The sequence below is a fragment of the Pseudoalteromonas sp. OF7H-1 genome (genome assembly GCF_022347825.1).
Classification (GTDB): Bacteria; Pseudomonadota; Gammaproteobacteria; order Enterobacterales; family Alteromonadaceae; genus Pseudoalteromonas; species Pseudoalteromonas maricaloris.
Genome location: NZ_JAKRFX010000022.1, coordinates 44,238 through 69,643, shown reverse-complemented (window position 1 = coordinate 69,643; position 25,406 = coordinate 44,238). Strand labels below are relative to the sequence as shown.

Here is a 25,406-nt window from a genome sequence, read left to right as displayed (position 1 = left end):
TAAAAGTCAGCTTAGGACCTGCATTAGCCGTTCGGTTAATGCAGGAACGTTAGTCAAGCTGGATACCATGTCGTCTTAATAGCCACATGATGGAATCACGAAGCACATCAGGATCGACAACCGCAGCCATCGCGCAAACACGAAAGCAAAATGGCGCTATTTCGTCATTTTGAATCCACGACAACACATCCTTGCGCAACCGAGTACTGACACGACCGTCCAGCAACACACGGATTGCATCCAATAGAATGCCTTCGCGTAACTGCCAGATTTCTGTGTCAGACCAAGTGACAGGGGCATCATCAAACTCAAATAGAAATTCGAGCTGTGCTGATGTGTGCTGATGGGACTGCTTTAGTGATGAAGGAAAATGGGCAATGCGCCCATTCATTAAAGATAACCGCGTTCGGCAAGCGAAACGCAGCCCTCGGATGCGACCACGACATGGTCAAGCGTTCGAATATCAACAAGTGACAAGGCGTCACGGAGTCGATGAGTGATGCGTTTATCAGCTTCACTGGGTTCAGGATCACCCGATGGATGGTTATGAACCAGTATCACTGCTGCCGCATTAAGTTCCAACGCCCGCTTTGTTACTTCCCTTGGATACACGCTCGCCGCATCTAAAGTGCCTTTGAATAGCTCTTCAAATCGAATAACGCGATGCTTTGTATCAAGAAACAGCACGCCAAAGACTTCGTGCTCATACTCGTGCATCAGTGTTTGCAGGTATGAGAACGCCGACGATGGCTGTTCAATTTTGCGACCTTTACTCAATCGACCACGGGCAAGCTTGAGCGCCATATCTAAGATATCCGCTTCAGTCACTTGCTCAGGAACGATGTAAGTACCGGCTTCTTCGCCAGCTAAGAACTTTTTGTTTTTCATAGGAGTCTCCAAAAAAACGGAGACGAACCCATGCCCTGACGGGGACGGAATCGTCCCCGCAGGGTGGTAAAGTTGATGTGGTTACTGAACTAACAGTTGTTGTGTTACTTCGAATAACTCACGCTTCAGATCTTTGACGTCGTTAATCACGATGCTTTGAGGAAAGAATTTCTCAACACTGCGTGTTTGAATCCCGATCCCCAGCAGCTCAAAGCCACTTCGTCTGCAACGGTCAACAATGTCATGCGTAGCAGCCCAGTCATCTGGGTCACCATCGGTTAGCACTATCATTAGCTTTCGCTTCTGTTTTTGTGCCAACAAACTGTTTGCCGCAAACCACATAGCTTGTGCCATAGGCGTACAACCTCGTGGTTTTTGGTCAAAACAGGCGGCCCGATGTCGAACCGATTGCTTGGGCAATAACGCGATAGAAACTTCCTGATGAATACCAGGAAAATAACTGACCGCAGGTACAACACCCGGTATACCTTCCAATGCCATGGCCAAAGCCAAAGCAGCTTCATTGGCAACATGAAAGTACTTGCGATTACCTTCGCCAATGGGTTTACCCATTGAGCCCGATATATCGACAAGCAAGTGCACAGCAGCATTGGGCGCAATGCGCGGCTGTCTTTGAATAAACAATCTCGACTCACCTGCTTGGGAAGCGGCAAGACGATGGGTTGCAACTCGAAGACCGTGCCGTTTGGCATGATTCCGATTGTCCTGACTGGACTGAACCATACCCCTAAGCCTGGCTCGAATTTGAGCCGACTCAGACGCCGATAAGGTCAAAATGGCCTCATCACCCAACATAGCTTGCTCTGCTTGGGGCAAACTGAGTGGAGTGACGCCCTTATGTCCTTCAGCTTGTTCCGACAACACTTCTGCCACTTGTGCAAAGGTATCGGGTTCAAACTGAGCGGCACTGGCCTCTAAGGCTTGTCGCAAATTGTCAGCTTGATCAGAGTTATCAGAATCACTCGTTTCAGCAGCATCCCCTGTTGCAGACGAACCTGTTTCCGGGGTTTGACTGTCACTACTGCTATTGCTGTCATTACTCGCATCTTGTCCAATGTCATCACCGCCATCAGCATCAGAATCATCCTGTGGTGGACGAGATTCTTCTTCCAACATGGCAACGATGGCATCGACAAGTTTCAGCACTTCACCTGTAGATGCCAGGCTAGGCACTGCTGTCAGCATGGCGCTTAACCGGCTCATCGCTGCGGCAGGAAAGAGTTGTCTCACTCTTTCATCAACAGCTTGATACAAAGGCGTCAGCGCTTGCTGGCCCAGAAAATGGCATCTCAAGCGGAATAACAACCATGCTTGCAAGTTAGATGCAGGCTCAGGCTGTTCAGGTACACACATTTGCTGTGTGTCCACCATGTACTCAATCACTTGCGAAATACTGCGCCGGGTTCCTGGGTAATCCTTTGCCAATTCGTTTTCAATGCGAACGTCCTCAATGATATTGAGAAGTGCCTTACGGATCGGCTTAGACGACGCCTTCTGCACCATGTCAAAATTGGTATGCCGAATATGCGCCGCTTCATGAGCCAGATAACCCCAAGCTATCTGTTGATAGTGTGGGTCGTCTGGGTTTGCTGTTGGGATCACAATCCGCTCACCATCGGTAAACGCATCTTGTCCTTGAATAAGCACCTTCACACCAAACTTTTCGCCATAAGCGGCGGCAACGATTGGCAGTGCGTTTTTTAATGGATGATTCATGGGAGTCTCCTAATCATTAGGGGGAATACTCCCTCAGCGGGAGCGTTTCCCCGCTGGGAATGTAAGTTTTTAAACCTGTGCTTTTAGCCTATCCAGATCGTATTTTTGACCTAACCAAGCCACCAATTGAGCTGGACTCTCGTGCTGCTCAAATGACGTTTTAAGCTGGTCTAAACTCAGGATGTCATCCAATGTCAGACCGTACTGGTCTTGTAACTGAGTAGACACCTCGTGTTGATATTGCAGCCAGGCCCGCTCATGAGCGGTTTGCTGCAATGCCATGTTTGGAACAAATACCATGGCCGTTACCCAAGCTCCATGTGCGTCCGCATCTGCGATCAGCACAGGGTTCTTGGGGATCACGACACTATGTGTTGAGTACGACCGTTGTACTAACGTTCGACAACACGCCACTTCTGGTATCGATTCACTTTCAACCGCATCAGTCACACCACGAAAATGTGCTTCAAACTGGTTCAGTTGGCTGGGGTTATGGATGGTTGATTGCATAATTTCCTCTTACATAGTTCAGAGGACATGCGCCCTTCAGGGCAACATGCCCTCAAGGACGTTAGAAATAAAATGAGTTTGGTACAGTCGAACCAAGGTTTGGTCTGACGGTTGGTTGAGGTATTGCACGCAAGTTATCTGCCTGAGCAGATACCGGCTGTGCGGGCTTAGGTTCAGGTTTGGGCATCAGTTGTCTGATATCCAATTGACCTTCACCGTGCATTCTCATCTTGTCTGGATCAGACAAAATTAAAATGGTCGCCATCAGTTCGTGATAGAGAGTATCTGTCACAGGGCCGGTCTTCGGCAGACGAACAAATAAATTGTCCATCGCTTCAACCATTGGCTGAACTCGGTGATCCAGGAATGACAAACCATCCAACTTGTCTCTTAATCGCTTGAGAGGATTAAGGGCTCGCTGGCTGATTTGATTCTTACCTGCAACGGAACGCTCAAACAGTTCATTGGCATCACGAGCCACCTCCCTAAAGAGGGTGTGTCCCATACCATTGACCTTGTCATCTAAGCCACCAGCTTGTTCAGCTGGTTGCATTCGATAAATGGCATAGTCGAACTGAAGCCGTTGTTCCACGTCTTCGATGGGTGACAGCGCACGCCGGATTGCATCTGCAAATTCCGGGTGTTTTGCAACCCAGTCAAACGTCACCTGATCATAGTTGTCCAAGAACAACTGCTTGCACTGCGCAAACTCCTGACCGATCCGGTCAAGCTCTGGAACAATCTGATCAATTCGGTCCTCAGGGACGGCATATCCACCTAAAAACCGCACACCGACTTGCTCACACAAGCGCTGCGCTTCTTTCTTAAGCCTTTCAAAGTTCGCCAATGCCTCAGGGTCGCAAATTTTTTTACTCCCTAAGCTGGCAACATCCTTCGGTGGAAGTTGGCTGCCATTGGCTAATCTGAAATCTTCAGGCCGTAGTTTTTTTCTACCGCTCCAGATGGAACAATCGATGTGACAAATCAAAAGTTTGTCGAGGGTTTGAATACTCATAGTGCATCCTCATGCGAGATGGGGACGCACCACTCCCAACAGGAGCAATGGCCCCCGCTTGGGTGGTAGTAGTTGACGCGCTAATGGCAATACCACTATCAGAAATAGTAATTTTGCGAATCAGGCGACGATTGGTTGAGATCGATTTTCGCAGGCATTAAGTCCAGTGCTTCAGCTATCGGGCGAACCCGCTCTAAATCACTGCCTAGCAACCGCAATACATCTTTTTCCAACTTCAGTTGGTCGGATACTTCTATCCCTTCAGGACTCGCTACTGTGAGCGAACACAGAGGTGGTAATTGACGCTTAAAAGCCAGCAACAGCAACAATGGCCACGGGCCATCATCCGTGTTAACAATGCCAGCGCCTTCACCTGACACCATGCTGATTTGATTGGTACTAGGTAATCCGCTTTTGCAAAACCCTAATGACCATTCTCCAATCCTGACCTGGTTATCATCAATAACAGCCAAGCCATAGGCTTCAAGCAGCTTTGCCATATCGAACAACGCTTTTTGCGCCAGCGAGGTTTGGCCATTGACGTCCTTGCGAGTACGAAACTCCCAACTGACGTTATTGGCACACGCGACGCTATCTAGCGCATTTGAGAGTTCAAATGGCCGCCCTTGATGATCAATGCCGACTTGTCCAACAAGTCGATAACCCTTGTTGATTTTCTCATTGATTCGTCGGTCTGCTTCAGCGTTAGGATCAGTCGAATCAATCAATCGCTGCTGCGACAGTTGACCTGCTTTTCCAAATCGAACTTCAATCTCCTGGGTATCTGATCCAACGTAAATGGCCCATTCTTTGGCTGTCCCATCAGAATGACTGTAACGGTAAAGAGCAAAGCACTTTTCCATCATCAATCCTCCCAGTGATCACCGAAGACATCAGCGGCAATACGGTGAATGGCTTCACGTTGCTCCAACTCAGCACGAGCCGTCAAAGACCGAACCAGTGCATATTCCACTGCGTTAGGAGCGCCTTTAAAAGCAAGTGTTAACTTTGCCCAGCGCACCAAGGTCCGAGTGGACATGGTGATACTGAGCTCTGCACCGCCATCCGCGCCCCCAATAAAAAGACGACGAATGTCACCAGCCACCTTCACCATTTTTTGGCGAAAGACCTCTGGTAAGCCCGGCGCAACGTTCTCCAGAATGGCTTCCTCTACAGATGGCTCTGCATAGGTCGCTTCAATGATTCTAAAGCGATCAAGAAAAGCCAAATTCTGTTGAAGCACACCTTGATACAAGCCCGTCTGGTCACCGCTGCCCGCACTGTTGCCGGTAGCGATAAAACGAAACTTGGTATGTGGCATGATGATCTCACCGCCATTTTGTGCGATGACCAACGGGGCACCTTCCAAAATGTCATTGAGTCCAGCTAGTTCAGCAGGCTCAGCAAGATCCATTTCATTAATGATCAGCAAATGGCCATGCTTGACAGCCAGTGCCAGCGGTCCATACACAAAGGTCATGTTGCCATTAACCAGTGTGTGGTGACCGATAAGATCGGACAACTCCAATCGACCGTGCGCAGTAATTTGCTGAACAGGCCAATTCAATCGAGAAGCAACTTGGCAAATTAGCGAGGTCTTACCGCATCCCGTGGGGCCTGTAATATACAAACCGTCACCGTCTGGGTTAGACAAGAACGCCAATACGTCACGTAAGTCTTCTTTTCTAAAAACATACTCGTCCTTGCGAACGGGAATGTTTGGATGGGTAGTGTCGGCACTAAATCCTTCCAGAATGAAAGCATCAGGAGCCGGGACATTAAACGCTTGATTCACTTGAACCAAAAATGGGGATTGTTCAGTCATGGTAAACCTCATCAGTTTTGACGAGGCCCCATGCCCCAGCAGGGAATGAAGTCCCCGTCGGGTGGTGTGTTGATTGTGGTATGGCTGTGTATGTAAGAGTTCAGCTCGCTCTATCATTCGTACCCAGCATTGGCTACGAGTGAAACTGCTTTCTGATGCACTCGATGTAAGCGCATGAGAAAGGAGCCGAAATCGGCTCCAAGTGAACGTTAAAAATAAAATGAGCTCGGCGAGTCACCTGGCAGAACCAAGTTCTCTTGCTCAAGGCTGATTTTGATTGGTGTTTCAACGGGCTGCTCTGGCTTATTGGTGCTGATACGCAACCGCTCTTGTGGCGCTTTTCGGTAAGCGGCTAAAACCTGTTCGTCCAGTTCGCCTAATTTATCGGTGGCCAATTGCTTATAGTCCACCGTGCCCGCCATCATGTAGCGGCTGAGTTTGACTCCAGCATAATCCGCATGAGCGTAATTACCCATCATAGCGACCAATTTTGACTGAGCTTCTCGCATTTCCTCTTTCAAAGATTTAATGTGATTTTCCAGTCGGACAACTTCGGAATGTGCTGAGCAATACTGCCGAGACAGCGATGTCCAGCGGTATTGGGCTTCACCCTTGGGAACAAAACAATCTTGCTCAGGGCATTTTGACGGTTCTTTTTTGGTCTGTACTAATTCCCAAAACTGAAGCGCTGTTTCTTGCAATTCAGTTAAGAACGCCGCGTCTCGTTGTATTTCAAACTCAATCAGTTGATCCTCAAAATAGAATACCAACCAACCACGCGTGCTATTGGCGACCAGTATTTGATGCTGTACTTGCACCCAATACAACTGGTACGCCTCGCTTTGTTCTCGGTGAGCTTGCACATCCTCAAAAACTGACTGGCAAGGACATTTCAGTTCAACGGGCTCGCCCGCATCGTTGATGCCATCAAAGCTGGCTCGAAAGATTGCGTTATGATCGGCTTCTGCACATAACGGCAGAAGAAAGTCATTATGCGCATTCTCAAATGCTCGCCTTGCTTGAGGCTCCAACCGAATACCTCGAAGCACATTAGGATTATTCGACAGGTCTTCCGGTAATACGAATCCGGTTTTTTCTGCCCATAATCGCCAAGGTGTTTTGTAGGGTGAACGCCCCATAATAATTGGGGCTTCAGATGCCGTAACCCCTGCAATGCGCCACTGGTGCCATGCAGGAGTACGTTGTGATAGGTCGATAACCTTCATATTGCCTCCTTTGAGGGGAGACTCCCCCAAAGGAGAGAACTCCCCTTCAGGGTTAAGTGGTTACTTTGCAGCTTGTGCTAACGCTGTTTGGTGCTGAACAACACTTGCTTGAACCGAATCAATTGCCGCTATACCGACTTGAATCGAACCTACGACAAGGGCAACAACCAATACCAAGCGAAAAAGTGAGGCTGATTTAGTCATGGAAGATCTCCAAAAAAAGACGAGACCTTCCCCCTGACGGGAGAATAATCCCGCCAGGGTTAGTAAAATGAATGCGTGGCTCTAAGAAGCTAAAGGCTGTGTGAGCGCTTTGGCTGCTTGTTGCTGTGCATTAAATATTTCTTGTTTCGCAAACGTCAGTTCAACACCTTGAAAATGTTCATTGGCATATTCCAATGCACTATTCCATGCGTTTGAAGCTTCCGCCCGCTCGATAAGCTTGTAAACAAGCCCTCGGGTTCGATCATCAACTTGCTCGGGTGGAATCACCAATGGCTCAACAACATGTGTTGCTTGGCCTTCGATAATTCGCTCCGCTTCGTCTTGATCGAAAATTCCCACAAAGCCAAACGCAATGCGGGAACACTGGATCATGGATTTATGTCTTAGCATTCGCTTAGTGTGCGTCTGCCATGGACCATCTACACGGTAAGGGCCATTTTTGCCGTTACCTTCAAAAGGCGGTCGATAGACTTCATCTAGGTATTCAGTGATTTTGACTGGGTGCGAACGGTCGCGCCGGTAGATGATGCATTCCATCCATTCAGGGCATTCTTTCGCGCCATCCAGGGAGACTTTGTTTTCTGAAGTCTTAAACTCCATGCCATCAAACTGGTCGTGTTGATTGATGATACGAGACCAGCCATCGACACCTACCACTGGAATAATTCCAGCTTGTTTATCAGGGAACGCAAAAATCTCTTTGGTGAAAGGGTTCAAGCCGTACTGATCTGCAACCACCAAGAGCGCCATCATCTGCTCATTGGTCGGTGCACTACCGTCACGTTGCTTGAATGCTGTTGCTTTTAGGGTATCGAACAATTTGTTTGGATCGACACTAAAGCGCTCAGCAAAGCGTTGGATTAGCTTTGGTTTTTCCATTGTGGACTCCGACAATCAAAGTGGGATTCTGCCCCTGACGGGAAAGTACTCCCGGCTGGGTTAAAGCGTTTTCGCTCGGTTAAAAATCTGGTTCAGGATAAGTTTGTGCCCAATTAGCTTGGGAGCCCGCATCATCCGCCGCTGATGGCTCAGATGCTTTGTTCACACTATCAAGAAGCAGAAACTCGTCCGCGTCCACTTCGGTCAATCGATGCTTAATACCATCTTTCTCCCATGAGCGCGTGCGCTGAGGCCCTTGAACAAAAAGCTTCGCTCCTTTTTGGATTAAATCTTTTGCTCTTAGCCCTAACTTAAATCCACCACGATCTCGAAAAACGACCCGATGCCATTCCGTATGCTCTTTGAGCTCATTGGATTGACGGTCGCGCCATTTCTCAGAAGTGGCCAGCGAAATGCTGGTCACCAAATCACCTGATGGATAGGCTCGCGTCTCTGGCTCAGAGCCAACGTAGCCTATGAGTGTTACTTGGTTTTTCATGATGTTCTCCTCGTCTTAGTTGAACTCTGTGCACACAGTCGTTTCTGCCCGGCTGGGCAAAGAAGACTGACGACGCAGATAGGTTGGTATTTCGAGTAAAGCCATGTCGTACTGATGTGGCTCTTTGTAAAACGCAGATGTCAAACGGGGCATACCAGGAGCTTTAGGCACTGCCATTGGACGACGTTTTGGTGTTGGTGTGAGCAATCGCTTGATTTGAGTAAGTACAAATCGAAACGGGCGCACGCTTTGACGAGCAACTAATCGCAAAAGCGACCAGCTCAGTTTTGCAAGCAACATAATGCCTGCGATTTGGATAATAAATCCGAAGATATATTCCATTGGTGACTCCTTAATTAGGTTGTGAAGGAGTCACCCCCAACTGGGGAAAACTCCCCCAGTTGGGTGGTGAAAAGGCGAACCGTAAGGAACGCATGGTTGAGCATGTAAAAACATGCAGGCTATTTGTTTAAGGAGGCTAGCTACCTCTTAGTACCACTGAGAAAACTCAGCGGCGGGCTTCCTTTGAGCGCATGCTCTCAGGCGCAGATATCACTGAAACAGATCAGCAATATTTGATAGTCAGTGTAACCGTCTTATCCAGACAGGATAGTTAGAAAGATGCTCAATTCTTCCACCTAGCTGAAAGGCCATTACCTCACAGAGGATTAGGCTAGGGACTGATTATTGTCATATCAGGAGCAAACTTATGGCCCAAGCAAAACCCAATTACTCAAAACCCATCTTTGAACAATCATTCACAATTAATAGCTTACAGGCGCAACGTGTCGTTGACCGTGTTTTTAGACGGACGGTCAGTGCGCTTTACGGAATCGATGTCATCCTGCGCATCATTGGCGATGAGAACGAAATTGATGAAGTGGAACAGATCATTAGCCAGTTGATCGAGGATTGCGCTAAGGCGGTAGACAGCGAACAAGCTCGTTTGGACAAACTGATGGAGTCCAACGGCATCGATGAAGTACCTGACTACACCGACCCAATTACCTTCAACGCCAAAATAAGCTCGCCCCAAGTTGGCCAGTTTGTTGGCTTAGTGCGCAAACTCGATGCGTTGATGATCTCAATGGACACACTCTGGTTATCTAGCGTGCTTAGCAACAAGCAACGTGTTGATGGTAACTACGCATGGCAACAGCGCATTATCAAACTGGCTAGGCGCATTATTGATATCGAAATTCGAGCACGAAAATCAGCCCAAGCTAAGGGTAAAGAAGCAGAAGTTGAGCAAGCGGTGCCTTCAACCGATGACGATATCACTGAAGAGGAAACAGATACCCCCGCCAACTAGCCAACTGGACTCCCATCAACCAGCCCCTCTCGAAGGGGCTCTTCATCTTGCTGTATTTTCTATCAAAATCATTAAAATGAATTTAACTGTCATTTTTGGCCAAGCTACATGAATAGAACTAATTTTTTCGTTACTTTCTTTATAGCGTTGTTCGCTATACCTGCAATTGCAGAACACCCCACATCGTTCAGTCAGGCAAAACGATTTGCCCGAGAAATTTACCAAGACAACCAGAGTACGTTTTACTGTGGATGTAGCTATAACAATGATGGTGCGATTGATGCTGCATCTTGCGGATATGAACCAAGGAAGCAACCGAAGCGAGGTGAGCGCTTAGAGTGGGAACACGTAGTCTCAGCTTGGGAAATTGGCCATCAACGCCAATGCTGGCAAAACGGTGGACGTCGGAACTGCGAAAAGAATGATCCTGAGTTTTCTAAAATGGTGTCGGATCTCCATAACCTAGTACCATCAGTAGGAGAGCTCAACGGGGATAGATCAAATTTTCGATTTGGCATGATTCCGAACGAACCAAGAGCCTATGGTCAATGTGATTTCGAAGTTGATTTCAAAGACCGCCGAGCAGAACCACCAGCTAACCGACAGGGTGATATTGCTAGAATTTATTTCTACATGCGAGACCAATACGGCCTAAGACTAAGCAGACAACAAACACAGCTATTTGAAGCTTGGTCAAGAATGGACCCTGTTGACGAATGGGAAAAAGTACGTGATTTGAAGATTAAAAGTATTCAAGGTAATTCAAATTGCCATGTGAGCAATAGTTGCAGCTGAAATTTGAATTACTTTAATATAACTTGCATCATCTTTCTTAATGGTAAAACAATGGACGACTTTATCAGCGATAAAAAAATCAATGAATTTAGAGATCTAGTTAACTCAAATTCTGGCTTTGTTTATCAGACATACAAAAACAAAGATGGAAAGAACTTGTGGAATCTTATTTGCTCATGCATGGATTGGCTAACAGTAGCCACGAGACATTTGAGTAAAGCTGAAGACCTTGACTCAAACATTGATATTCGTGTGATGCAGACATTTTCACTTATCTCATCAATCGATATTATATTCGAGTCAATAAATCAGCTTCATCGAGTATTTGTCAATCATAAAACGCTTCCATTTGAAGGTGAAAGCTCTTGCTTTGACAACAGACTATTCACTGAGGAAGATGACAACAGTTACTTCAAATCAATTAGAGCCTGCTTCGGAGCTCATCCTGTTAACTTAAAGCACAGTAACACTAAGAGATTTGCAAGTTGGCCTTTTGACAGTCATTTTGAAAGTGGTGAGCTAACAGTTCATTTATATAGCAACAAAATCGGTGAAAGTGATTTAGTCATGCACTTGAAGTATTCGGAGCTGCTTAGTTTTTTGAAGTGCCGTTATGAATACCTAGATGTAATATCAGAGAAAATCGAGCTCGCCTATTCCGAGTTCAAAGACGCTCTTTCGAAACAACCCATTGAACTAAAAGAAGATCCACTTGAACAACTCAACATCCTAAAAAACGAATCCAAATTTAGGCTCAACAATGACTATTATAACAGCATTATTGACGAATTAATCATGATCTTCGAGGCTCCACCTCTGGATAATAGTATTGAAAACCTTGCCAATAATTACAGAGCATCATTAGTTCCGCTGATCACTGAAATCAGAGAAAACCTTCAAGCGATGAATATTTCTGATCTAGAAAAAAATTATCTTCTTGAGCCAAGCTCAGAACTAAGTAAAACTTTGAGCTACGAAATCGGAAAATTCTATTCCTGGTTACACAGCAACCAATATGACCCACTAGTAAACTACTATATGGAAAGATTTAACAAATCATCAAATTCAAAATACAAATTTTCTATTGAAGATTCTGAAAGTTCGCTACTTCTAAAACTCAAGCTTATGCTAATCGATCAAGCTAATTAGTAAACTTTGGAAGAATGATGAATCAAACACTTCTATTGCTTCATCAGTACTGGTTCCATTAATACTGATGAAGCAGCTTCTTTTAATTATTCCCCGAAATTTCTTCCGTCGCCTCCTGACGCAGTTTCTGGGCATCCATTCCGTTTAGCCTTTCAATAGCTCTTTCTGCGGCACTCTGACGATTTCCATCCACGTTTAGCGTACTTCCTGAGCCTGTGAGTCTTTCCAGATCCAGTGACGGTACTTCGGGTAGGTTGCCCGTGATCGATAAGATACCTATCCATTCATCCAGATTGACCTGGCTCCAATCCACCTGGTTTAACTGACTCGCGGTCAATCCTTCACAGTTGGGAGATTTCGCACTGCCCCAGCCAAGGCCCAATTGCGGACGCACTTGCTCTTGAATGATCCGTGAAAGCGGCGAAGTAAAGCAGCAATATGATTGCCGTTTCTCAACACAGGCACCTAAGAACTTAGACTTGCAGTAAGAGCCCACATAGTGGCAACTCTTCAATACCCGCTTAGCGTTCATCTCAAACTCACTCTGCTCACATTTCCAGATAAGCTGAATGAGGATCATGGTGACTGAGTAAATCATGTAGGCCGTCATAACCGTACTCAGAACCGCGCCCGCAGCGCCACCCAGCGCAAAGTTACCACCCGAAACGACACCATCGGCTCCAACTGCGCCACCAACGTTACTAAACAGTGCCGATTGCGCCCCCGAACCAAAGGTCGTACCTACCCATTCAGCCGTTTTGTTGGTCAACACCTGCATGAAGCCTGTCGCAGCTTGCTCCGCTCCAGCGCCAGCAGCCGTTGATGGCCCAGCCCCCATGAGAGAGTCCCATGCAGACACAAAAGGCTCTTTAACCGCACTCCAAGTGCTCGTGATTGGCTCTCTAAGCGTATTCCACGAACCATAGATTGCCGAAGACGGATTCATGGCCATGACTGCTGTATCAAGCTTGTTAACCGCCACTATCATCGTGATGTAATCCGATAACGACACGCCACTTGGCTTTTCACAGCAATCCACTATGCCACCAACGGCTTTTTTGCACTGGCCAGCATTACCTTTAAAGACCGTACACTCGACGTTATCTTGGCCATCAGCTCCCGTACATGACATATCATTGGTCATAAACTGCGCAGCATTGAGCATCGCAGCGGCCTCTGCAAAGTTAGCCTGCTTGATTGACTCTGGCTCTAAACAATCTGTGCCCATACAGCGAACTGGCCCCTCACAGTTGTATTGAGTTTCCATTCGTGCATTTTGCACTTCGACGCTTTGTCCGCAGTCATACACCAAACTTTGGATATAGCAGAAGCCTTCATGACCAGCCCCGCCTTCAGTGCATTCGGTTCTGACGTACTGGCAGGCCGGGTTTTGCTCTAGCGCGGCACACGTATTGGTGGTTGTGTTTTGTCCGTTATTGACGATGGTTTGTGTATTACCATTGGCATCTACCCAGCTATCTGAGCTGCCCATGTTGAACTCTGGATGAGCAGTCGAAGCATTGTAGGTCGCTCTTGCCCTCCAGCATGAGAGCCCCAGTCCATCAGAGCTTCCACGACTGGTTAAATGAGCAGGAGACGAAACAACCGCCGGATAAAGACTTCCAAGCTTAGCCAACTCGCCACTACCAACCGTTAACCCGTCGATTCGTTTTGTGCCCGTATCCAAACACTGCCACTGCACCGCAGTAAACTGATCCGTTTGCATCAAGCATTGGTCTACGCCCGGATCACTTGATTGATGAACAACGTCCTGCTCTAAGTACTTGCCAGAGAAGGTCATGGAAGCGCTCAGTTTCGCAGGAGCCAAACACTTCTGAACTTCTCGGCTGCAAGTATCGAAATCGACGTTGTTCCAGCCGGATTCGCATCTGGAACGAGTGACCTCCTGGGGTTCATGCCACGAAATAATCGACCCATTAACGACCCTACACAATGAGCCAACCAAGGTTCCTTTTGGACACGTCATTTCAGGGTACTTAATGGACGGTTTCGTCTCAGTTACCGTTTCCTTATTGCCCGTCAGTGAGAGTGTCGTTTTCCAACCATTTGCCTTGGATGGCGACTCGGTGATTTTTATCTCAGTATTTTGATTATCAAAAATCCTCAGCGTCGCGTTTCCAGTTTGCATGGTGTTGCTGTGCTGAGGAACAAAGCTAAGAGTTTCAGAACTAAAGCAACCGCGCTCAATGGACCAGCTTTGTTGATGTGTTTCAGCGGATACACGTCGTTCTAACTGACACTCAGTAAGCGTGCTGATCTTTTCGCACACCTGGTAATCAGGTACATGCTTGGTTTCAGTAAATGGCGTAATCGTCTGAGTAGGCTCACAGGCCTCAAAACTACTCGGCATAAGGTTGGATACCACGCACTTTGGATCGCTGGTTTGCAATCCACAGTCATAGGTATCGGTAAAACGCATGCATTCACCTTTATCATTGGTTTCGGCACATTCTGACGACATGAATCCACAGGAAGGGTTCGCTTCAAGCACTTGGCAGGCCTGATTTTCAATCCCCTTATAGCTTTCGTCATCCACACTCACTTGTACACGCCGACACAAAGGCGATATGCCAGCCACAGGGCTTGGGGCAAAATAGGATTCACAAACTGAAACACCATTGACCACCGTACATCCGTTGGTTGAAGACGGCTGATCCGTGCATTGAATGCTGTAGTCTGAAAACTTCGTCGGGATATCCGCTGCTTGTTCGATACAGGATTGTGGCGACCAACTATCATTCATCACCACCTTGGTTGGATCAAAGCGCACCTTGATGCGTGCATACCCCTCACCACTACCCGTAACCGATACGCGAATTTTTACCGGCACTTCTAAACCTGGTTCTACCGCTTTTAGCTTGGCAGTGAGATCGGTATTTGGATTGCGCTCCCAACTGGTACTGAGCTCGCAGCGGCCAGCCGTTTCTGGTGGAAAGTTATTGTTCGGCCCAGACCAGACTTTCTGATCGCCAAGCCACACTTGCATGTAGTCATCCCATTTGGCGTACTCAAGAACGGCTGAGGTAATCGCATCGGGGTTCACGACTTTGAATGTGATGGCCTGTTCAAACACTTTACAACGGCCACTCCAGTAGTTGTCGCCAATTCGTCCTATCCAAACTTCAAGACATCCCTCACCACAAGAGCGAAGGTTCATTGGTCCTGAAACATGCTCAATAATGCCTGCCGTGTAATCGTGAGTAATAGTGCAGCTGTTAACCGCTGTATTGAGCCTGTCGCATTGCTGGTAATTTGGGCTACCTTCACCTTGAGACTCACAGCCTGGGAAGCTTTGTGTTAATAGATTTGGGTCAGTTTGAACCGCATCGGTTAATGCCCAAAGCGGATCATTGACCATATCTGGCCGCGACCTGTCTTTGATTTGCTGTAGCGAACGAAACGCCTCACCCGTAGCGCCACTTTCGGATGCCATGCTCTCTTGGCGCTGCGTCCCCAATTGATTCATGCTGGCATCAGAGCCATAAACGCCCGTTAAGACATCCAATGAGCCCTGATCCATACCAGGGAAAAGCTCTTGCAAGTTAATGGACTCATTACCACTGCCATTCGGCACCGACAATGTATTGCCATTGAGTGCGGGCATCGTCCAGTTTTGCAGCAATTGCTTACCTTCCTGTTGTCCGCTTAGACCGGATTGGCGCTGCACATCAGCGGCCACACCATGTAAGGGCAAGCACGCCATAGTGATAGATAAAATACCCGCTAACACTCGGGTAAAAAATGTTGGTTTCATAGTTAACCTCCCGAGTTACAGCAGTCTTGCCAGCGCCACAGAATGTAGAGCGCATCTTCACCGGCACCGGGGATCGTTCGCCACTCTCCCCATTTCATGGTGCTTTCACCGATAACATGAGCACTTTCAGTTTCCGGTACAGGAAAGAACATACTCATCTTGTATTGGGATTTCGGTAGCATGGGTTCGATAACAGGTCGGCATAGCGCACTGTTCCCCATTGTTCGCCTAGCAAGACCACGTCTGTGTTGAGCCGCGATTGCACGCGCCGCTAAATGGCTGGTGTTTTCTGCTAATGAGCCAAAGGCTAAGGTATGGCCAGATAACGGATAGAGATGCCCCCAACTGCCAGCACACCAAAACAACTGGTCGATGGGTTTACCAAGCGTTGATGAGGCAGCGTCAGCGGTACAAGCAGATATAGCCAATGGATTGGCAACGGCAGCCGCTTCAGGCTGAGTAAAAAAGGCCAGTTCATCGTTCAGCCATGTTGGGTCCAACTCCGACAAATACATCAAGTCAAAGTCCATGTAACCATCGGCATTGCACTTGCCATCCATGAACAAATCGAGCATGACCAAAAGTGGAAAGGCGTAATAATGGTAATGGTAGAAAGCGAGATCACCGGTGTCGTATTCACCTTCGCCATGACCACCTTGCAGTCTCCTATCACCTAACGGTAAACGAATCCCTCCCAGGGAAGGCGAACAACCCGGCGTTCTGACCAATTCAATCAGACGCGCTGGCTCCCACATGCTGGTAACAATACCTGGCCTTGGCACGCCTAAGTTGTCTTCACATAAGCAAAATGACTTGTTTGATGCGCCGCTTGGGACACTGCCTGAGCCAAGCGGAAGACCTGCAACTCGGATAGGAAAAATGCATGACCAGCAAACATCCGTCAGCAACTTGCCCGACAATAAACCCGCGTCTGGGCAGGTCAGTTCGGCTTTTGCAGGAATAGATGCGCCCAGGACAAGCATGACAACGAGAGTCCGCATCAGACGATACGTATTATTGAGCTTTTGCATGAACAAGCTCCTTTGCTGGAATTTCTTCTATTTCAAACGCGAGCCCCTTTGCTTGAACAAACGATGGGGTGACTTGCAGATCAAAGCGCTGCTTTAGCGAGGCATTGAGAAGGTAAACCGGACTATCCAATGTCTTTTCGAGCGCATTGAGGCTATTCCAACCTTGAGCACGGTCGAGCTGCGTGGTGATAAGCGTAATGCGGCGCTGTGTCCTATCTTGGTCCTCAAGCCAATGTGCAACTGCGTCCACCTCTTCAGCGTTCGACGCATTAAACACCACAAGCTGCTGAGTAAATGGTAAGGCTTTTAGTGGGTTAATACGCGTTCCTGCTGGGATCAATGTTCGGCCATTTGCATCCAATAGTGACCGCTGCATGACGATAGTAGGATCAACCATTCTTATCCGATACTGCGTGGCTTTGGGTAAGTCAGTAAATGTTTGGCGAGACCAGAAACGCTCAATGGCTTTTTTCTTTAACGCGCCCAGGTCAAGCGACTGCAAACGCTGCATCGCCACTTGCATCAAATCCGGTTCTAAAATCGAATGAATTGGACCACGTTGACCCAATGAACCGGTATTTCCTGTTTCAATTTGACGCTGCAACCAGTCCTTGCTGTAAACCCCTAGTGCACTTGCAGTCACCTTGTCATCGTCTATGCGGAAAATGGCAGGCACGCTAGTCACCCGCCAGTGCACAAAGGCTTTAGGATCGATTCGCACCTGAGGAACAGGATCAAGTCCCGCCATCAGGGTATGCCAATCACGGATAGCCGCCCCCAACGTCTTTCCTTCAGGAATTCCCCGAAACAACACAATAGCGCCGGTAGCACTGGCCTCTTTAAATAGCTGCTTCAGTGACGAATCACCCAATGAGGACGATGCAAATATCAACCATTCATCGCTGTGTTTGAGCGACACAGGTTGTTCAACCGGTGCAAAAGGCTCGATAAATTCAGATGAACCATCCACAGCACTTTGTAAAATGCTGCGGCTCATTTCGACGATCTTTTTGTCCTCGTCAGACAACGGATAAGGCTCTTGTGCCCAGGACACTTGAACCCAAGCCAATGGAGCAACCAACAAAAATAAGAGGTATAGTCTTCTCATCATCCACCTCCTACCAAAGCGGCCAAGCGCGACCGACAATCTGCTCGCGCTTAACGGCATTCCAATAGCGGGAGTCGAAACTCGTAGCAGCCTCGCCGGAAAACCAATATTCGTTTTCTTGCAGCGTCAATGAGCGGCTAAATTGTGATTCCGCCACACCAAGACGCTGGGCTAATGCCATGCCGATTGAGACTTCAGCACCGTTCACTAGCACATGCTCAGGAGTCACATTGACTTCATCCCCAGGCATCCCTGTTAGGCGTTTCAGCATACGAGTACCGTCGTTATATAACGGAGCAAGTCCTTTTGAGTGGAAGGCATACAAACCATCCTTAACCGGCTCTTTATTCCATAGGTCAATCAGATACACCGTGGTATCAGGCAGGCAGCGCTCTTGCTGGGTATCAATACCTATTCGGTAGCGCATCATGGCGTAGGTGCCTACCAAGGCCATGATTAACGCAAGAACGGTCAAGCGAATGAGATATGGCCGCCAAGGCATTCTTTTACGGAGTATCTGCATGAGACACCTCCTTTGAGCCTACTGGCACAAATATGGAATCATCAGCACCCACCACCGCTTGGGCATCCAGCACGATAAAACCGGCTGCTTTTAGCTTTTCAATTTGCTGATTGGTCTGAAGCAACCTGGATTCGATGTCTTGTTCGCTGGCATTGGGGCCCAGTGACAACACCGCCTCCCCAAAATCCACGACTGCAATGGGCGTACTTAACGCCAACTGGCTGTGGATAGGTTCGAGTGTTTTCATTAAGAGCCAGCTGGTCATTAAACCGCTGCCAGCAATGGACAAAGTAATAGAAGCCATAAATGGCCAAAGCGTGGACTTATTCATAGCCTCGCTCCTTTAACAACTGGGAGATGGCATCAGCAACAGAAAGGCCTTTGCGCGTTAACTGCTTAATCGCGTTTACATCTTCTGCACGGGACGAGTACAACAGCTTGTGAAACGGATCGACGATGAGGCGGCCAATCCCGGTGCCCATCTCGGTAATAAAGAAAATTTCGGAATAGACACCCGTGACGGTATGAACGGTTTTCAGATACTCATAACCGCCTTCACCTAGTGGCAAGCGGCCTTCTTTTTTGAGCGCGTTGATGGTTTCGGCTTTTTGGCCAAGCAGGTACATATTGGCCGAGTTTTCAGCGATGGCTTTACCTGTAGGGCTGTCATACAAATCGTTGACCGACTGCGTTACCGTTACAGCACTGCCGCCATATTTTCGAAATCGACGGTAACCCGTCTCGATGAACTTACCGACATCACCTTGAGTCAGTAGATCCCAGGCTTCGTCAATGAACACAATCTTGCGACGATCCCGCTCACCTAAGTACATCTCTTGTTGGATTTGGTAGATAAGCTGAAGCAACACCACTTGTTGTAGATGCTTACGCCCCTTGAGCTCTTCTAACTCCAGAACGGTGAAACGGTTTTTGAAGCGAATATTGTTGTGGCCATTAAAGAAGCGGCCATATTCGCCTTGTGTCGTAAACGGATAGAGCTGTTCACCCACGTCTTGCACACGACGGTCATCGTGATTTTTCAAAGCCTCTGCCACATCATCAACCAACATGGCACGACCATTTTTCTCCCACAGTTCACGGGTCTGACGCTTTAGGTTGGCCATCTGAAAATCGGTTAATGACTGCGTAGGTGCGGCCATTGCGGCCAATAACCCAACCAGTACATCCGCTTCTTCGTCATAGTCCTCAACGATTTCAAACGGATTCAAGCAAATGCCACTGTCCCGCCCGAACTGTAAGAACTCACCGCCATAGACTTCACACAGCTTTTCATAAGAGCGGCCAACATCAATCACCCAGCATTGCCCGCCTTCTGATAAGTAGGAGGAGATGATTTCGTTCACCAGGAAAGACTTGCCCGACCCCGATTGCGCCGCTATGCAACAGTTGTAATTACTGCCCGAGTCATAAAGGGACACACTCATGATCTGGCCATTACGGGAAACAAAGTTAATCACTGGCGTGCCAGTGCCTTTCCAATCCGCAAACAAAGGCAACAGAGGGATCACATGCCTTGTCGCCATGGTCTTGAATCGAAACAAGTCGTTCATCGCCTGGCGATCAGCACCAAATGGCAGGGCATTCAGGAAAATGGGCAAACAGAAGTACTTGTCTTCCATCAGCTCAAATCCGAGTTCTTTGAAATAGGTTCGAGCATTTGAAACAGAGCTGATCGACGCCTCTTCCGTCGGGGAAAACAGCGTTAAGGTCATATTTGCCCGAATGGGACGATCACCTTCCTGCAAGGCTTCAAAAAGAACATCAAACCCTTTTTTCTTGGCTGCAAGCACCGGCACAAACTTGAGCATCGGGCCATAGGCCTGATTGACCGCCCATTGACGCTTCGTCTCTAGACGAGATCGCATCGCCTCGGCTGAAGGAAAGTGAATGGTGACATTCAGTAAAAAGCTGCCGCGTAAACCGCGACTGCCCGTCATCATATCGCCCGCAAAACTTGCGGCATGACCAAACCAGATCCGCTCAGGCAAGCGCTTAAACGATAAGGTTTTAACTCGGTAATCACCCAGCATCAGACCTTGGCTATCCACCTTGATAGCTCGGTCATAATCCAACACTTGCTCTCGAAGTGGTTTATCTGCCTCACTTCGAATTGGAGATGGATTACGCCAAGAAGCATCTTTTCCCCAGTTAAGCTGCGCACTTAATGCCGCGAGCCAGTTCCGGTCAGTCATCTCAGTAACGCGAAAACCAACCGTTGTCAGCGCCTGCGCGAAAGAAGCCCGAAGCGCGGATGCTCGACTTAATTCACGCTCCGTCGGTATAGGACTTTCCAAAGGCAATTTGCAGGTGACAATCAGTTGAAAGTTGCGTACCTGAGTCTGGGTTGATTCTTCTATCGGTTGAACCGTGCCCCCATCGAGAAAATCCGCACGTTTGCGTATCGACGCCCTGAGCAATGGATCGGATTGACGATGCCGTAAGCCCATCATGCGCTGAAGGTCGGTTTGAATATCAGGGGAGGCGTACAGACCAAATTGCAGCAAAGTGTCTTTTGGCCAGTCGTTGTTGAGAAGAACATTAACCCTGTCTGCAACAGACTCATCACCACCGGGCAATGGGTCACATAGAAAACCAAAGCCAACACTCAGGTCTTCCATGAAAAACAGTTGCTCATCGTCTGAATAGGCCAATACTGGCAACAGCTCTGAAGCGCGTTGCCCTGAATACAGAGAGGCTTTCATTAACGCCCCTCCAACCAAGCAGAAAGATCATAAGGACGGCCTCGGCTGATGCGACCATCATTGGCGACGATGAAAGGTACACCTTGAATGCCCAGAATTTGAGCCGTCACCAAGGTACGCTGCATTGGTTCTAAGTTGCAGGCATCATCCTGTTCTAGGTTACCAATCCGGCCATTCAGCAATGCATCGGTGGCCGCTTTCTTTTCACGCGCACAGCCAAGCTGGCGAACCTGACGCTCTGAATCAGGACCAAGCACTGGCACAGGGAGAATTTGGAAGGTGTATTCTTTGGTTAGTGGTAAGGCTTGTTTCAAAAGCTCATGGCAATGCGGGCACCGAGGGTCAACAAAGACCACCACTTTCTTTTTGCCTTCGCCCAGCGTCAGTGGATTCAAATCATCCATTTTTAAGCCAAGACGACTTAAATCCAGCGTGTTACCCGCTTCTCGAATTTCTTCAAGGCTGGTAAGCGGCTTTTTGGACCAGGCATCATAGAGCGTGCCATCAATGACGAACCGGCCACTGTCTGACATGAAAACAATTCGGCCATTACTTTCAACCGCTTTCATACCCGTGACAGGTAAAGAAACCATGCCGTCAATTTTGCCAACGGGCGACACTTCAGACACAGATTCAGCTTGAACCAATGGAGACAGCGCAAGCGCCAGAATAATTGGAGATAGTTTTCGCATGAGGAGTCCTCGTTAATGTAAATCGAGGCTCCAGTCTATGCAGTTGTCCTATGTGGACTCGGTTAGATAGATTGAAGAATTGGATGCCTTGCTAGGGTGCCACTTGTTGTGACGCATTATTGGTAACGGTATAGCTATCATTCTGAAAGTTGACAGGTTCCTCCCTGCTAGACTTCTTGTTTACTTAAGTCTATTTTTTCATACTCTAGGTGTTAAATTTTACAATGGTTTAAACCAAAAAGAGTTACGTACCGTCGAAATACAACTAACCAACTCTCAAAGTTCCAAGAACAGCACCGCGTGTATCTATTGACTACACGCTAGAACCGTTTAAACTGTGTATTAAGTAGATATACAGAGGATGGTGTCATGGCTACAAAGACAGCCCCAATCAACATGCGAGTACTGCCATCGGTAAGAGACATCATCGATGCCGCAGCAAGTTTAAAAAAAGTTGATAGAACCGTGTTCATTCAGCAAGCAGCGCTCAATGAAGCGCATAGTATACTGGCAGAACAGCGGGATTTTGTTCTAGAAGCAAAGGCTTTTGAAGCGTTTGATAACGAACTTCGTGCGGAGCCACAGACTCTTGAAGGTATGAAAGATCTGTTTAAAAGGAAAGCGCCTTGGGAATAAGTGCACCAACCCTACTCACTGCTGATCACGAGATTAACGCCTTTCAATGTGGCATCGAAGAACTCGATACTTGGTTAAGAAAGCAGGCGTTAAAGAGTCAAAAGCGGGGAACCGCGAGAGTGTATGTGGTCAATGACACGGAAGTCCATCAAGTGATTGGGTACTATGCTATTGCCATGGGATCAGTTTCCAGAGAGCAAGCATTCAGTTCACTAAGACGAAATAGTCCTGATCCCATTCCCATGGTGATTCTAGCTAGGCTTGGGGTGGATAATGCCTATCAAGGTCAAGGAATTGCAGCAGGTCTTTTAAAAGATTGTATCGTTCGCTCAGTACAAGCAATGAACGCTGTCGGTGGAGCAGGAATCTTAGTCCATGCTATTGATGGTAGTGCGCAAACGTTCTACAAGAAATTTGGCTTCAAAGAATCGACGTTTGATCCTTTAGTACTCATGGCAAGGATCTGCGATATCGAAAAATCATTGTCGATAGACTGAGATGACGGCTCCCCTTGCACAAGAGAAGCCGTCTATATTATCAGGTGCCCAGTAAAACGGCGCTGATTGCTGGAACTGTTGTGCCAATGACTTCTTGAGTGCTAGCAACAACAGGTAAGGTTGCAGACATAACACTTTCAACGACGGTTGGCGTATTGTAGAGACCCATACCGCCACCAATGCCCAAGGCAAAAGCCATCAAGCTTTGGCGAGCGATACCGCCCACAATACCCACCAGAACCATGGCTCCCGCTACGATCCGTCCCAAAGTACCTTGGGTCCAATCTTTTAGGGTATCCCACACATCAGTGAAAGCATCACCACCGGTGCCCGCAAATGAGGGCTCCGAAATCATTAACGCCATTAAACCAAGCGCACCAATGGTCATTAGGCGCTGAGTTTGAATGGTGCGAACTGCATTTGTCATTCGTTAGTTTCTCCGTAGATACTCAAGTTATCGCGCTTACCATCAGCTCCCGCTGAGGCTGAATCGCTTTGAGTCTGAAGTGGACGTAGCACTGGCGAAACCGTTCGAGGTGCTGACACCCCAATATCCCACCGGCGCGGTTCAATTTCGGTAAACACGTAGCTGGATAAATTCAGATCTCCACGGTCATCCTCCCAAGGCGCAATCCAAATTCGCATCACCCTTGAAGGAATGCGAATAGGTGCAGACTGCTGCGTCTCAGGTAATGCTGGATGGCTCAGCAGTCCTGTCTCTAAATCAGATTGTGAATACCCAGAGGGAGAACCAATTCGAGTCGCCACAGCATCAATCGTCTTGGGTGCAGCGCCATTACTGGTAAGCTCATAGACTTCACGAGCGGATAAACAGCGCACACCGTCAGGCATACCTGGGCATCCATATTCACTACTCCCAAGACCCAATGAACTACAGCCAGACAATAAGGTTGAGCCGACTGCCAATAAAAGTAATCCAGCTTTAGACCACTGTTTTGACTGGTGCTTTGGGTTGTTCTGCATTGATGTCGTCATGGTTAACTCTCCTCTGGATACACATCTTATTGTCTGAAACGGACTTCGATCGGTTAGCAACATGCAGGATTTTTTCATCTTCTTGCACCTCCCCCTTGTGAAGTGGCCAATGACAATGAGGCCCCACGAGTGACGATGACTTCAATTTTCCTTGCAGCGTCTACCTCTATGACTGGGAACATATTTTCAGCCATGTCCAAATAGAACTTGGCCACTCGATCCAATGCTTTACCTGTGCCTTTAATCGCAGCGCCTTGTAATGCTTCTTGGCTCATGACTTGCTGGTACAGCTGAGTATCACCGGCATTACCCGTCTGAATCGTTGGTACAGGATTCACATCAAATGCGCCAGCCAAGCCCTGAAGGAATCCGGCCATCATCGATTTGGCCACCAGCTGGCCTTGTTTCGACACTAATCGGCCACGAATACCGGCTTTGCCGTCTTCACCCACGGCATAAGAATCCAGTCGCGTTTCAATGACGCCACCATCTTCTCTCACACATGAAATGGTCTCGCCTCGCAAATAGGCACGCTCAGAGCTCAAATCACCGTAACCTGCGGCGATCAAGAAACACTCTTTGATATCCGCTCTAAATCGGTTGGGTAAAATGGCTTCCTTTTGAATCCTCAGCAATGCAGGAAAAGGTTCACGTCTTGCAGACTCGTGAGTAGGTGCGTCCAAACCTGTGATCAAAGTACCTGAGATGATGCTGCCCGCCGGTAAATACAAAGGCGGCGCTTCTTGCACAACAACCTCTGGTTCAGCAACCACTTCAGGCTCAATCATACGAATCGTGATTGGCGGCAATGGAACATCCCGTGCTCGTGAACCTTGGCCACTGGCTGGCTGCTGATAGAGCGGATCTGGCAGCGGCGCATTGGCAAAATAGTCGTCTGGGTTAGACGGCAGTGGCTTTTCGTCCTTAGGTAATTCCATGGCAGATAAAGGCACTTCAAAACGGCTATTTGTGCCTTCAGCTACTGAATCACCTCCAGCGCGAACATCATCAAGCTCCGCTCTAAGGCGGGCCAGCTCCGCATTGATCTCACTTGGTATAGAAGGCGAACCTGGGCTTAGCCGCCCTGAATCAACGTCACGACGCAAGCGCTCAACTTCACGACGTAACTGTTCATTGCGCTCACTGAGTAGTTTTACGTTCGCAGCCAAACTATCGACCCCAACATCACGAGTATTGGTATCCGTAAGAATGTGCCGGATCGTTTCCTGCCTGTTCCGACTGCTTGAGCCATCGTCAGGATTAGGTGAAAACGCCATCACCATCAGGATGAGACCACCAGCAATACCAGCAACCGATAGACCCCGCTTCATGTTCGGGCTCATTTGTTCCCATTGTGCTTTCATC

27 protein-coding genes are annotated in these 25,406 nt (G+C 48.0%); 5 read left to right on the top strand and 22 right to left on the bottom strand.

Annotation, left to right across the window (positions count from 1 at the left end; all coding sequences use genetic code 11):
* Nucleotides 1–49: 49 nt before the first annotated feature.
* From MHN30_RS21170 to MHN30_RS21115, 12 genes are all read right to left on the bottom strand, one after another.
* Nucleotides 50–391, bottom strand: a complete 342-nt coding sequence (locus MHN30_RS21170; protein WP_239361031.1) for a plasmid-related protein — start codon at nucleotides 389–391, stop codon at nucleotides 50–52.
* A complete protein-coding gene (radC, locus tag MHN30_RS21165) occupies nucleotides 391–888 on the bottom strand; it encodes a DNA repair protein RadC (protein ID WP_000791199.1) in 498 nt (165 codons plus the stop codon). Before radC ends, MHN30_RS21170 begins: the two co-directional genes overlap by 1 nt.
* Before the next feature lie 81 nt (nucleotides 889–969).
* On the bottom strand, nucleotides 970–2,625 hold the full coding sequence (locus MHN30_RS21160) for a VWA domain-containing protein (protein WP_239361029.1): 1,656 nt from the start codon (nucleotides 2,623–2,625) through the stop codon (nucleotides 970–972).
* Nucleotides 2,626–2,694: 69 nt separating this feature from the next.
* A complete protein-coding gene (locus MHN30_RS21155; RefSeq protein ID WP_239361028.1) occupies nucleotides 2,695–3,135 on the bottom strand; it encodes a hypothetical protein in 441 nt (146 codons plus the stop codon).
* 61 nt (nucleotides 3,136–3,196) lie between these two features.
* Nucleotides 3,197–4,150: a DUF3150 domain-containing protein gene (locus MHN30_RS21150; protein ID WP_206624364.1), complete on the bottom strand. Its 954-nt coding sequence runs from the start codon at nucleotides 4,148–4,150 to the stop codon at nucleotides 3,197–3,199.
* Nucleotides 4,151–4,248: 98 nt separating this feature from the next.
* Nucleotides 4,249–5,016 carry a hypothetical protein gene (locus MHN30_RS21145; RefSeq protein ID WP_148537097.1) on the bottom strand — a complete coding sequence of 256 codons (768 nt, stop codon included), beginning with the start codon at nucleotides 5,014–5,016 and terminating at the stop codon, nucleotides 4,249–4,251.
* The gene (locus MHN30_RS21140; RefSeq protein ID WP_148537098.1) at nucleotides 5,016–5,975 is read right to left on the bottom strand and encodes an AAA family ATPase; all 960 of its coding nucleotides are present in this window, start codon (nucleotides 5,973–5,975) and stop codon (nucleotides 5,016–5,018) included. The genes MHN30_RS21145 and MHN30_RS21140 overlap by 1 nt, the downstream gene beginning before the upstream one ends.
* A 209-nt stretch (nucleotides 5,976–6,184) precedes the next feature.
* On the bottom strand, nucleotides 6,185–7,201 hold the full coding sequence (locus tag MHN30_RS21135; protein ID WP_032475122.1) for a lambda-exonuclease family protein: 1,017 nt from the start codon (nucleotides 7,199–7,201) through the stop codon (nucleotides 6,185–6,187).
* 60 nt (nucleotides 7,202–7,261) lie between these two features.
* The gene (locus tag MHN30_RS21130; RefSeq protein WP_239361027.1) at nucleotides 7,262–7,405 is read right to left on the bottom strand and encodes a hypothetical protein; all 144 of its coding nucleotides are present in this window, start codon (nucleotides 7,403–7,405) and stop codon (nucleotides 7,262–7,264) included.
* An 81-nt stretch (nucleotides 7,406–7,486) separates the two neighbouring features.
* On the bottom strand, nucleotides 7,487–8,305 hold the full coding sequence (bet, locus tag MHN30_RS21125) for a phage recombination protein Bet (RefSeq protein ID WP_239361026.1): 819 nt from the start codon (nucleotides 8,303–8,305) through the stop codon (nucleotides 7,487–7,489).
* Nucleotides 8,306–8,384: 79 nt separating this feature from the next.
* The gene (ssb, locus tag MHN30_RS21120) at nucleotides 8,385–8,804 is read right to left on the bottom strand and encodes a single-stranded DNA-binding protein (RefSeq protein WP_008844793.1); all 420 of its coding nucleotides are present in this window, start codon (nucleotides 8,802–8,804) and stop codon (nucleotides 8,385–8,387) included.
* A gap of 15 nt (nucleotides 8,805–8,819) precedes the next feature.
* The gene (locus MHN30_RS21115) at nucleotides 8,820–9,146 is read right to left on the bottom strand and encodes a plasmid-related protein (protein ID WP_239361025.1); all 327 of its coding nucleotides are present in this window, start codon (nucleotides 9,144–9,146) and stop codon (nucleotides 8,820–8,822) included.
* Between the two features lie 367 nt (nucleotides 9,147–9,513).
* Here MHN30_RS21115 and MHN30_RS21110 point away from each other — a divergent pair, with 367 nt between their 5' ends.
* The 3 genes from MHN30_RS21110 to MHN30_RS21100 all read left to right on the top strand — a co-directional run bounded on the left by MHN30_RS21110 (nucleotide 9,514) and on the right by MHN30_RS21100 (nucleotide 12,060).
* Nucleotides 9,514–10,116: a hypothetical protein gene (locus MHN30_RS21110; protein WP_193291438.1), complete on the top strand. Its 603-nt coding sequence runs from the start codon at nucleotides 9,514–9,516 to the stop codon at nucleotides 10,114–10,116.
* A 108-nt stretch (nucleotides 10,117–10,224) separates the two neighbouring features.
* Nucleotides 10,225–10,911 (top strand): endonuclease, encoded by a 687-nt coding sequence (locus tag MHN30_RS21105; RefSeq protein ID WP_225459672.1) that lies wholly within the window; start codon nucleotides 10,225–10,227, stop codon nucleotides 10,909–10,911.
* Between the two features lie 51 nt (nucleotides 10,912–10,962).
* Nucleotides 10,963–12,060, top strand: a complete 1,098-nt coding sequence (locus MHN30_RS21100) for a hypothetical protein (protein WP_225459671.1) — start codon at nucleotides 10,963–10,965, stop codon at nucleotides 12,058–12,060.
* 82 nt (nucleotides 12,061–12,142) lie between these two features.
* Here the strand turns inward: MHN30_RS21100 and traN are convergent, their stop codons facing one another.
* From traN to MHN30_RS21065, 7 genes are read right to left on the bottom strand one after another with little or no spacing between them, the layout of a single operon-like run.
* Nucleotides 12,143–15,835: a conjugal transfer protein TraN gene (gene traN, locus MHN30_RS21095; protein ID WP_239361024.1), complete on the bottom strand. Its 3,693-nt coding sequence runs from the start codon at nucleotides 15,833–15,835 to the stop codon at nucleotides 12,143–12,145.
* Between the two features lie 2 nt (nucleotides 15,836–15,837).
* Nucleotides 15,838–16,866, bottom strand: coding sequence for a TraU family protein (locus MHN30_RS21090; RefSeq protein ID WP_239361023.1), 1,029 nt, complete (start codon nucleotides 16,864–16,866; stop codon nucleotides 15,838–15,840).
* Nucleotides 16,850–17,974, bottom strand: coding sequence for a TrbC family F-type conjugative pilus assembly protein (locus MHN30_RS21085; RefSeq protein ID WP_239361053.1), 1,125 nt, complete (start codon nucleotides 17,972–17,974; stop codon nucleotides 16,850–16,852). The genes MHN30_RS21090 and MHN30_RS21085 overlap by 17 nt, the downstream gene beginning before the upstream one ends.
* Nucleotides 17,975–17,984: 10 nt before the next feature.
* Nucleotides 17,985–18,497 (bottom strand): S26 family signal peptidase, encoded by a 513-nt coding sequence (locus MHN30_RS21080; RefSeq protein WP_172622563.1) that lies wholly within the window; start codon nucleotides 18,495–18,497, stop codon nucleotides 17,985–17,987.
* Nucleotides 18,481–18,828 (bottom strand): hypothetical protein, encoded by a 348-nt coding sequence (locus tag MHN30_RS21075; protein WP_011788500.1) that lies wholly within the window; start codon nucleotides 18,826–18,828, stop codon nucleotides 18,481–18,483. The genes MHN30_RS21080 and MHN30_RS21075 overlap by 17 nt, the downstream gene beginning before the upstream one ends.
* Nucleotides 18,821–21,220: a type IV secretion system protein TraC gene (gene traC, locus MHN30_RS21070; protein ID WP_239361022.1), complete on the bottom strand. Its 2,400-nt coding sequence runs from the start codon at nucleotides 21,218–21,220 to the stop codon at nucleotides 18,821–18,823. The genes MHN30_RS21075 and traC overlap by 8 nt, the downstream gene beginning before the upstream one ends.
* Nucleotides 21,220–21,912, bottom strand: coding sequence for a DsbC family protein (locus MHN30_RS21065; RefSeq protein ID WP_239361021.1), 693 nt, complete (start codon nucleotides 21,910–21,912; stop codon nucleotides 21,220–21,222). The genes traC and MHN30_RS21065 overlap by 1 nt, the downstream gene beginning before the upstream one ends.
* A gap of 369 nt (nucleotides 21,913–22,281) precedes the next feature.
* Here MHN30_RS21065 and MHN30_RS21060 point away from each other — a divergent pair, with 369 nt between their 5' ends.
* Both MHN30_RS21060 and MHN30_RS21055 read left to right on the top strand, forming a co-directional pair.
* Nucleotides 22,282–22,548, top strand: coding sequence for a DUF1778 domain-containing protein (locus tag MHN30_RS21060; RefSeq protein ID WP_000212004.1), 267 nt, complete (start codon nucleotides 22,282–22,284; stop codon nucleotides 22,546–22,548).
* Nucleotides 22,539–23,045, top strand: a complete 507-nt coding sequence (locus tag MHN30_RS21055; RefSeq protein WP_239361018.1) for a GNAT family N-acetyltransferase — start codon at nucleotides 22,539–22,541, stop codon at nucleotides 23,043–23,045. Before MHN30_RS21060 ends, MHN30_RS21055 begins: the two co-directional genes overlap by 10 nt.
* Nucleotides 23,046–23,085: 40 nt before the next feature.
* Here MHN30_RS21055 and traA read toward each other — a convergent pair whose 3' ends face one another.
* From traA to MHN30_RS21040, 3 genes are all read right to left on the bottom strand, one after another.
* A complete protein-coding gene (traA, locus tag MHN30_RS21050) occupies nucleotides 23,086–23,472 on the bottom strand; it encodes a TraA family conjugative transfer protein (RefSeq protein WP_000180225.1) in 387 nt (128 codons plus the stop codon).
* Nucleotides 23,469–24,041 carry a type IV conjugative transfer system lipoprotein TraV gene (gene traV / locus MHN30_RS21045; protein WP_001944091.1) on the bottom strand — a complete coding sequence of 191 codons (573 nt, stop codon included), beginning with the start codon at nucleotides 24,039–24,041 and terminating at the stop codon, nucleotides 23,469–23,471. Before traV ends, traA begins: the two co-directional genes overlap by 4 nt.
* A gap of 74 nt (nucleotides 24,042–24,115) precedes the next feature.
* The gene (locus MHN30_RS21040; RefSeq protein ID WP_239361016.1) at nucleotides 24,116–25,405 is read right to left on the bottom strand and encodes a TraB/VirB10 family protein; all 1,290 of its coding nucleotides are present in this window, start codon (nucleotides 25,403–25,405) and stop codon (nucleotides 24,116–24,118) included.
* Between the last annotated feature and the right edge of the window lies 1 nt (nucleotide 25,406).

Coding starts and splice junctions, on each gene's coding strand:
- MHN30_RS21170 (WP_239361031.1), bottom strand. CDS start 391: ATGAATGGGCGCATTGCCCATTTTCCTTCATCACTAAAGCAGTCCCAT.
- radC (WP_000791199.1), bottom strand. CDS start 888: ATGAAAAACAAAAAGTTCTTAGCTGGCGAAGAAGCCGGTACTTACATC.
- MHN30_RS21160 (WP_239361029.1), bottom strand. CDS start 2,625: ATGAATCATCCATTAAAAAACGCACTGCCAATCGTTGCCGCCGCTTAT.
- MHN30_RS21155 (WP_239361028.1), bottom strand. CDS start 3,135: ATGCAATCAACCATCCATAACCCCAGCCAACTGAACCAGTTTGAAGCA.
- MHN30_RS21150 (WP_206624364.1), bottom strand. CDS start 4,150: ATGAGTATTCAAACCCTCGACAAACTTTTGATTTGTCACATCGATTGT.
- MHN30_RS21145 (WP_148537097.1), bottom strand. CDS start 5,016: ATGATGGAAAAGTGCTTTGCTCTTTACCGTTACAGTCATTCTGATGGG.
- MHN30_RS21140 (WP_148537098.1), bottom strand. CDS start 5,975: ATGACTGAACAATCCCCATTTTTGGTTCAAGTGAATCAAGCGTTTAAT.
- MHN30_RS21135 (WP_032475122.1), bottom strand. CDS start 7,201: ATGAAGGTTATCGACCTATCACAACGTACTCCTGCATGGCACCAGTGG.
- MHN30_RS21130 (WP_239361027.1), bottom strand. CDS start 7,405: ATGACTAAATCAGCCTCACTTTTTCGCTTGGTATTGGTTGTTGCCCTT.
- bet (WP_239361026.1), bottom strand. CDS start 8,305: ATGGAAAAACCAAAGCTAATCCAACGCTTTGCTGAGCGCTTTAGTGTC.
- ssb (WP_008844793.1), bottom strand. CDS start 8,804: ATGAAAAACCAAGTAACACTCATAGGCTACGTTGGCTCTGAGCCAGAG.
- MHN30_RS21115 (WP_239361025.1), bottom strand. CDS start 9,146: ATGGAATATATCTTCGGATTTATTATCCAAATCGCAGGCATTATGTTG.
- MHN30_RS21110 (WP_193291438.1), top strand. CDS start 9,514: ATGGCCCAAGCAAAACCCAATTACTCAAAACCCATCTTTGAACAATCA.
- MHN30_RS21105 (WP_225459672.1), top strand. CDS start 10,225: ATGAATAGAACTAATTTTTTCGTTACTTTCTTTATAGCGTTGTTCGCT.
- MHN30_RS21100 (WP_225459671.1), top strand. CDS start 10,963: ATGGACGACTTTATCAGCGATAAAAAAATCAATGAATTTAGAGATCTA.
- traN (WP_239361024.1), bottom strand. CDS start 15,835: ATGAAACCAACATTTTTTACCCGAGTGTTAGCGGGTATTTTATCTATC.
- MHN30_RS21090 (WP_239361023.1), bottom strand. CDS start 16,866: ATGCAAAAGCTCAATAATACGTATCGTCTGATGCGGACTCTCGTTGTC.
- MHN30_RS21085 (WP_239361053.1), bottom strand. CDS start 17,974: ATGAGAAGACTATACCTCTTATTTTTGTTGGTTGCTCCATTGGCTTGG.
- MHN30_RS21080 (WP_172622563.1), bottom strand. CDS start 18,497: ATGCAGATACTCCGTAAAAGAATGCCTTGGCGGCCATATCTCATTCGC.
- MHN30_RS21075 (WP_011788500.1), bottom strand. CDS start 18,828: ATGAATAAGTCCACGCTTTGGCCATTTATGGCTTCTATTACTTTGTCC.
- traC (WP_239361022.1), bottom strand. CDS start 21,220: ATGAAAGCCTCTCTGTATTCAGGGCAACGCGCTTCAGAGCTGTTGCCA.
- MHN30_RS21065 (WP_239361021.1), bottom strand. CDS start 21,912: ATGCGAAAACTATCTCCAATTATTCTGGCGCTTGCGCTGTCTCCATTG.
- MHN30_RS21060 (WP_000212004.1), top strand. CDS start 22,282: ATGGCTACAAAGACAGCCCCAATCAACATGCGAGTACTGCCATCGGTA.
- traA (WP_000180225.1), bottom strand. CDS start 23,472: ATGACAAATGCAGTTCGCACCATTCAAACTCAGCGCCTAATGACCATT.
- traV (WP_001944091.1), bottom strand. CDS start 24,041: ATGACGACATCAATGCAGAACAACCCAAAGCACCAGTCAAAACAGTGG.
- MHN30_RS21040 (WP_239361016.1), bottom strand. CDS start 25,405: ATGAAAGCACAATGGGAACAAATGAGCCCGAACATGAAGCGGGGTCTA.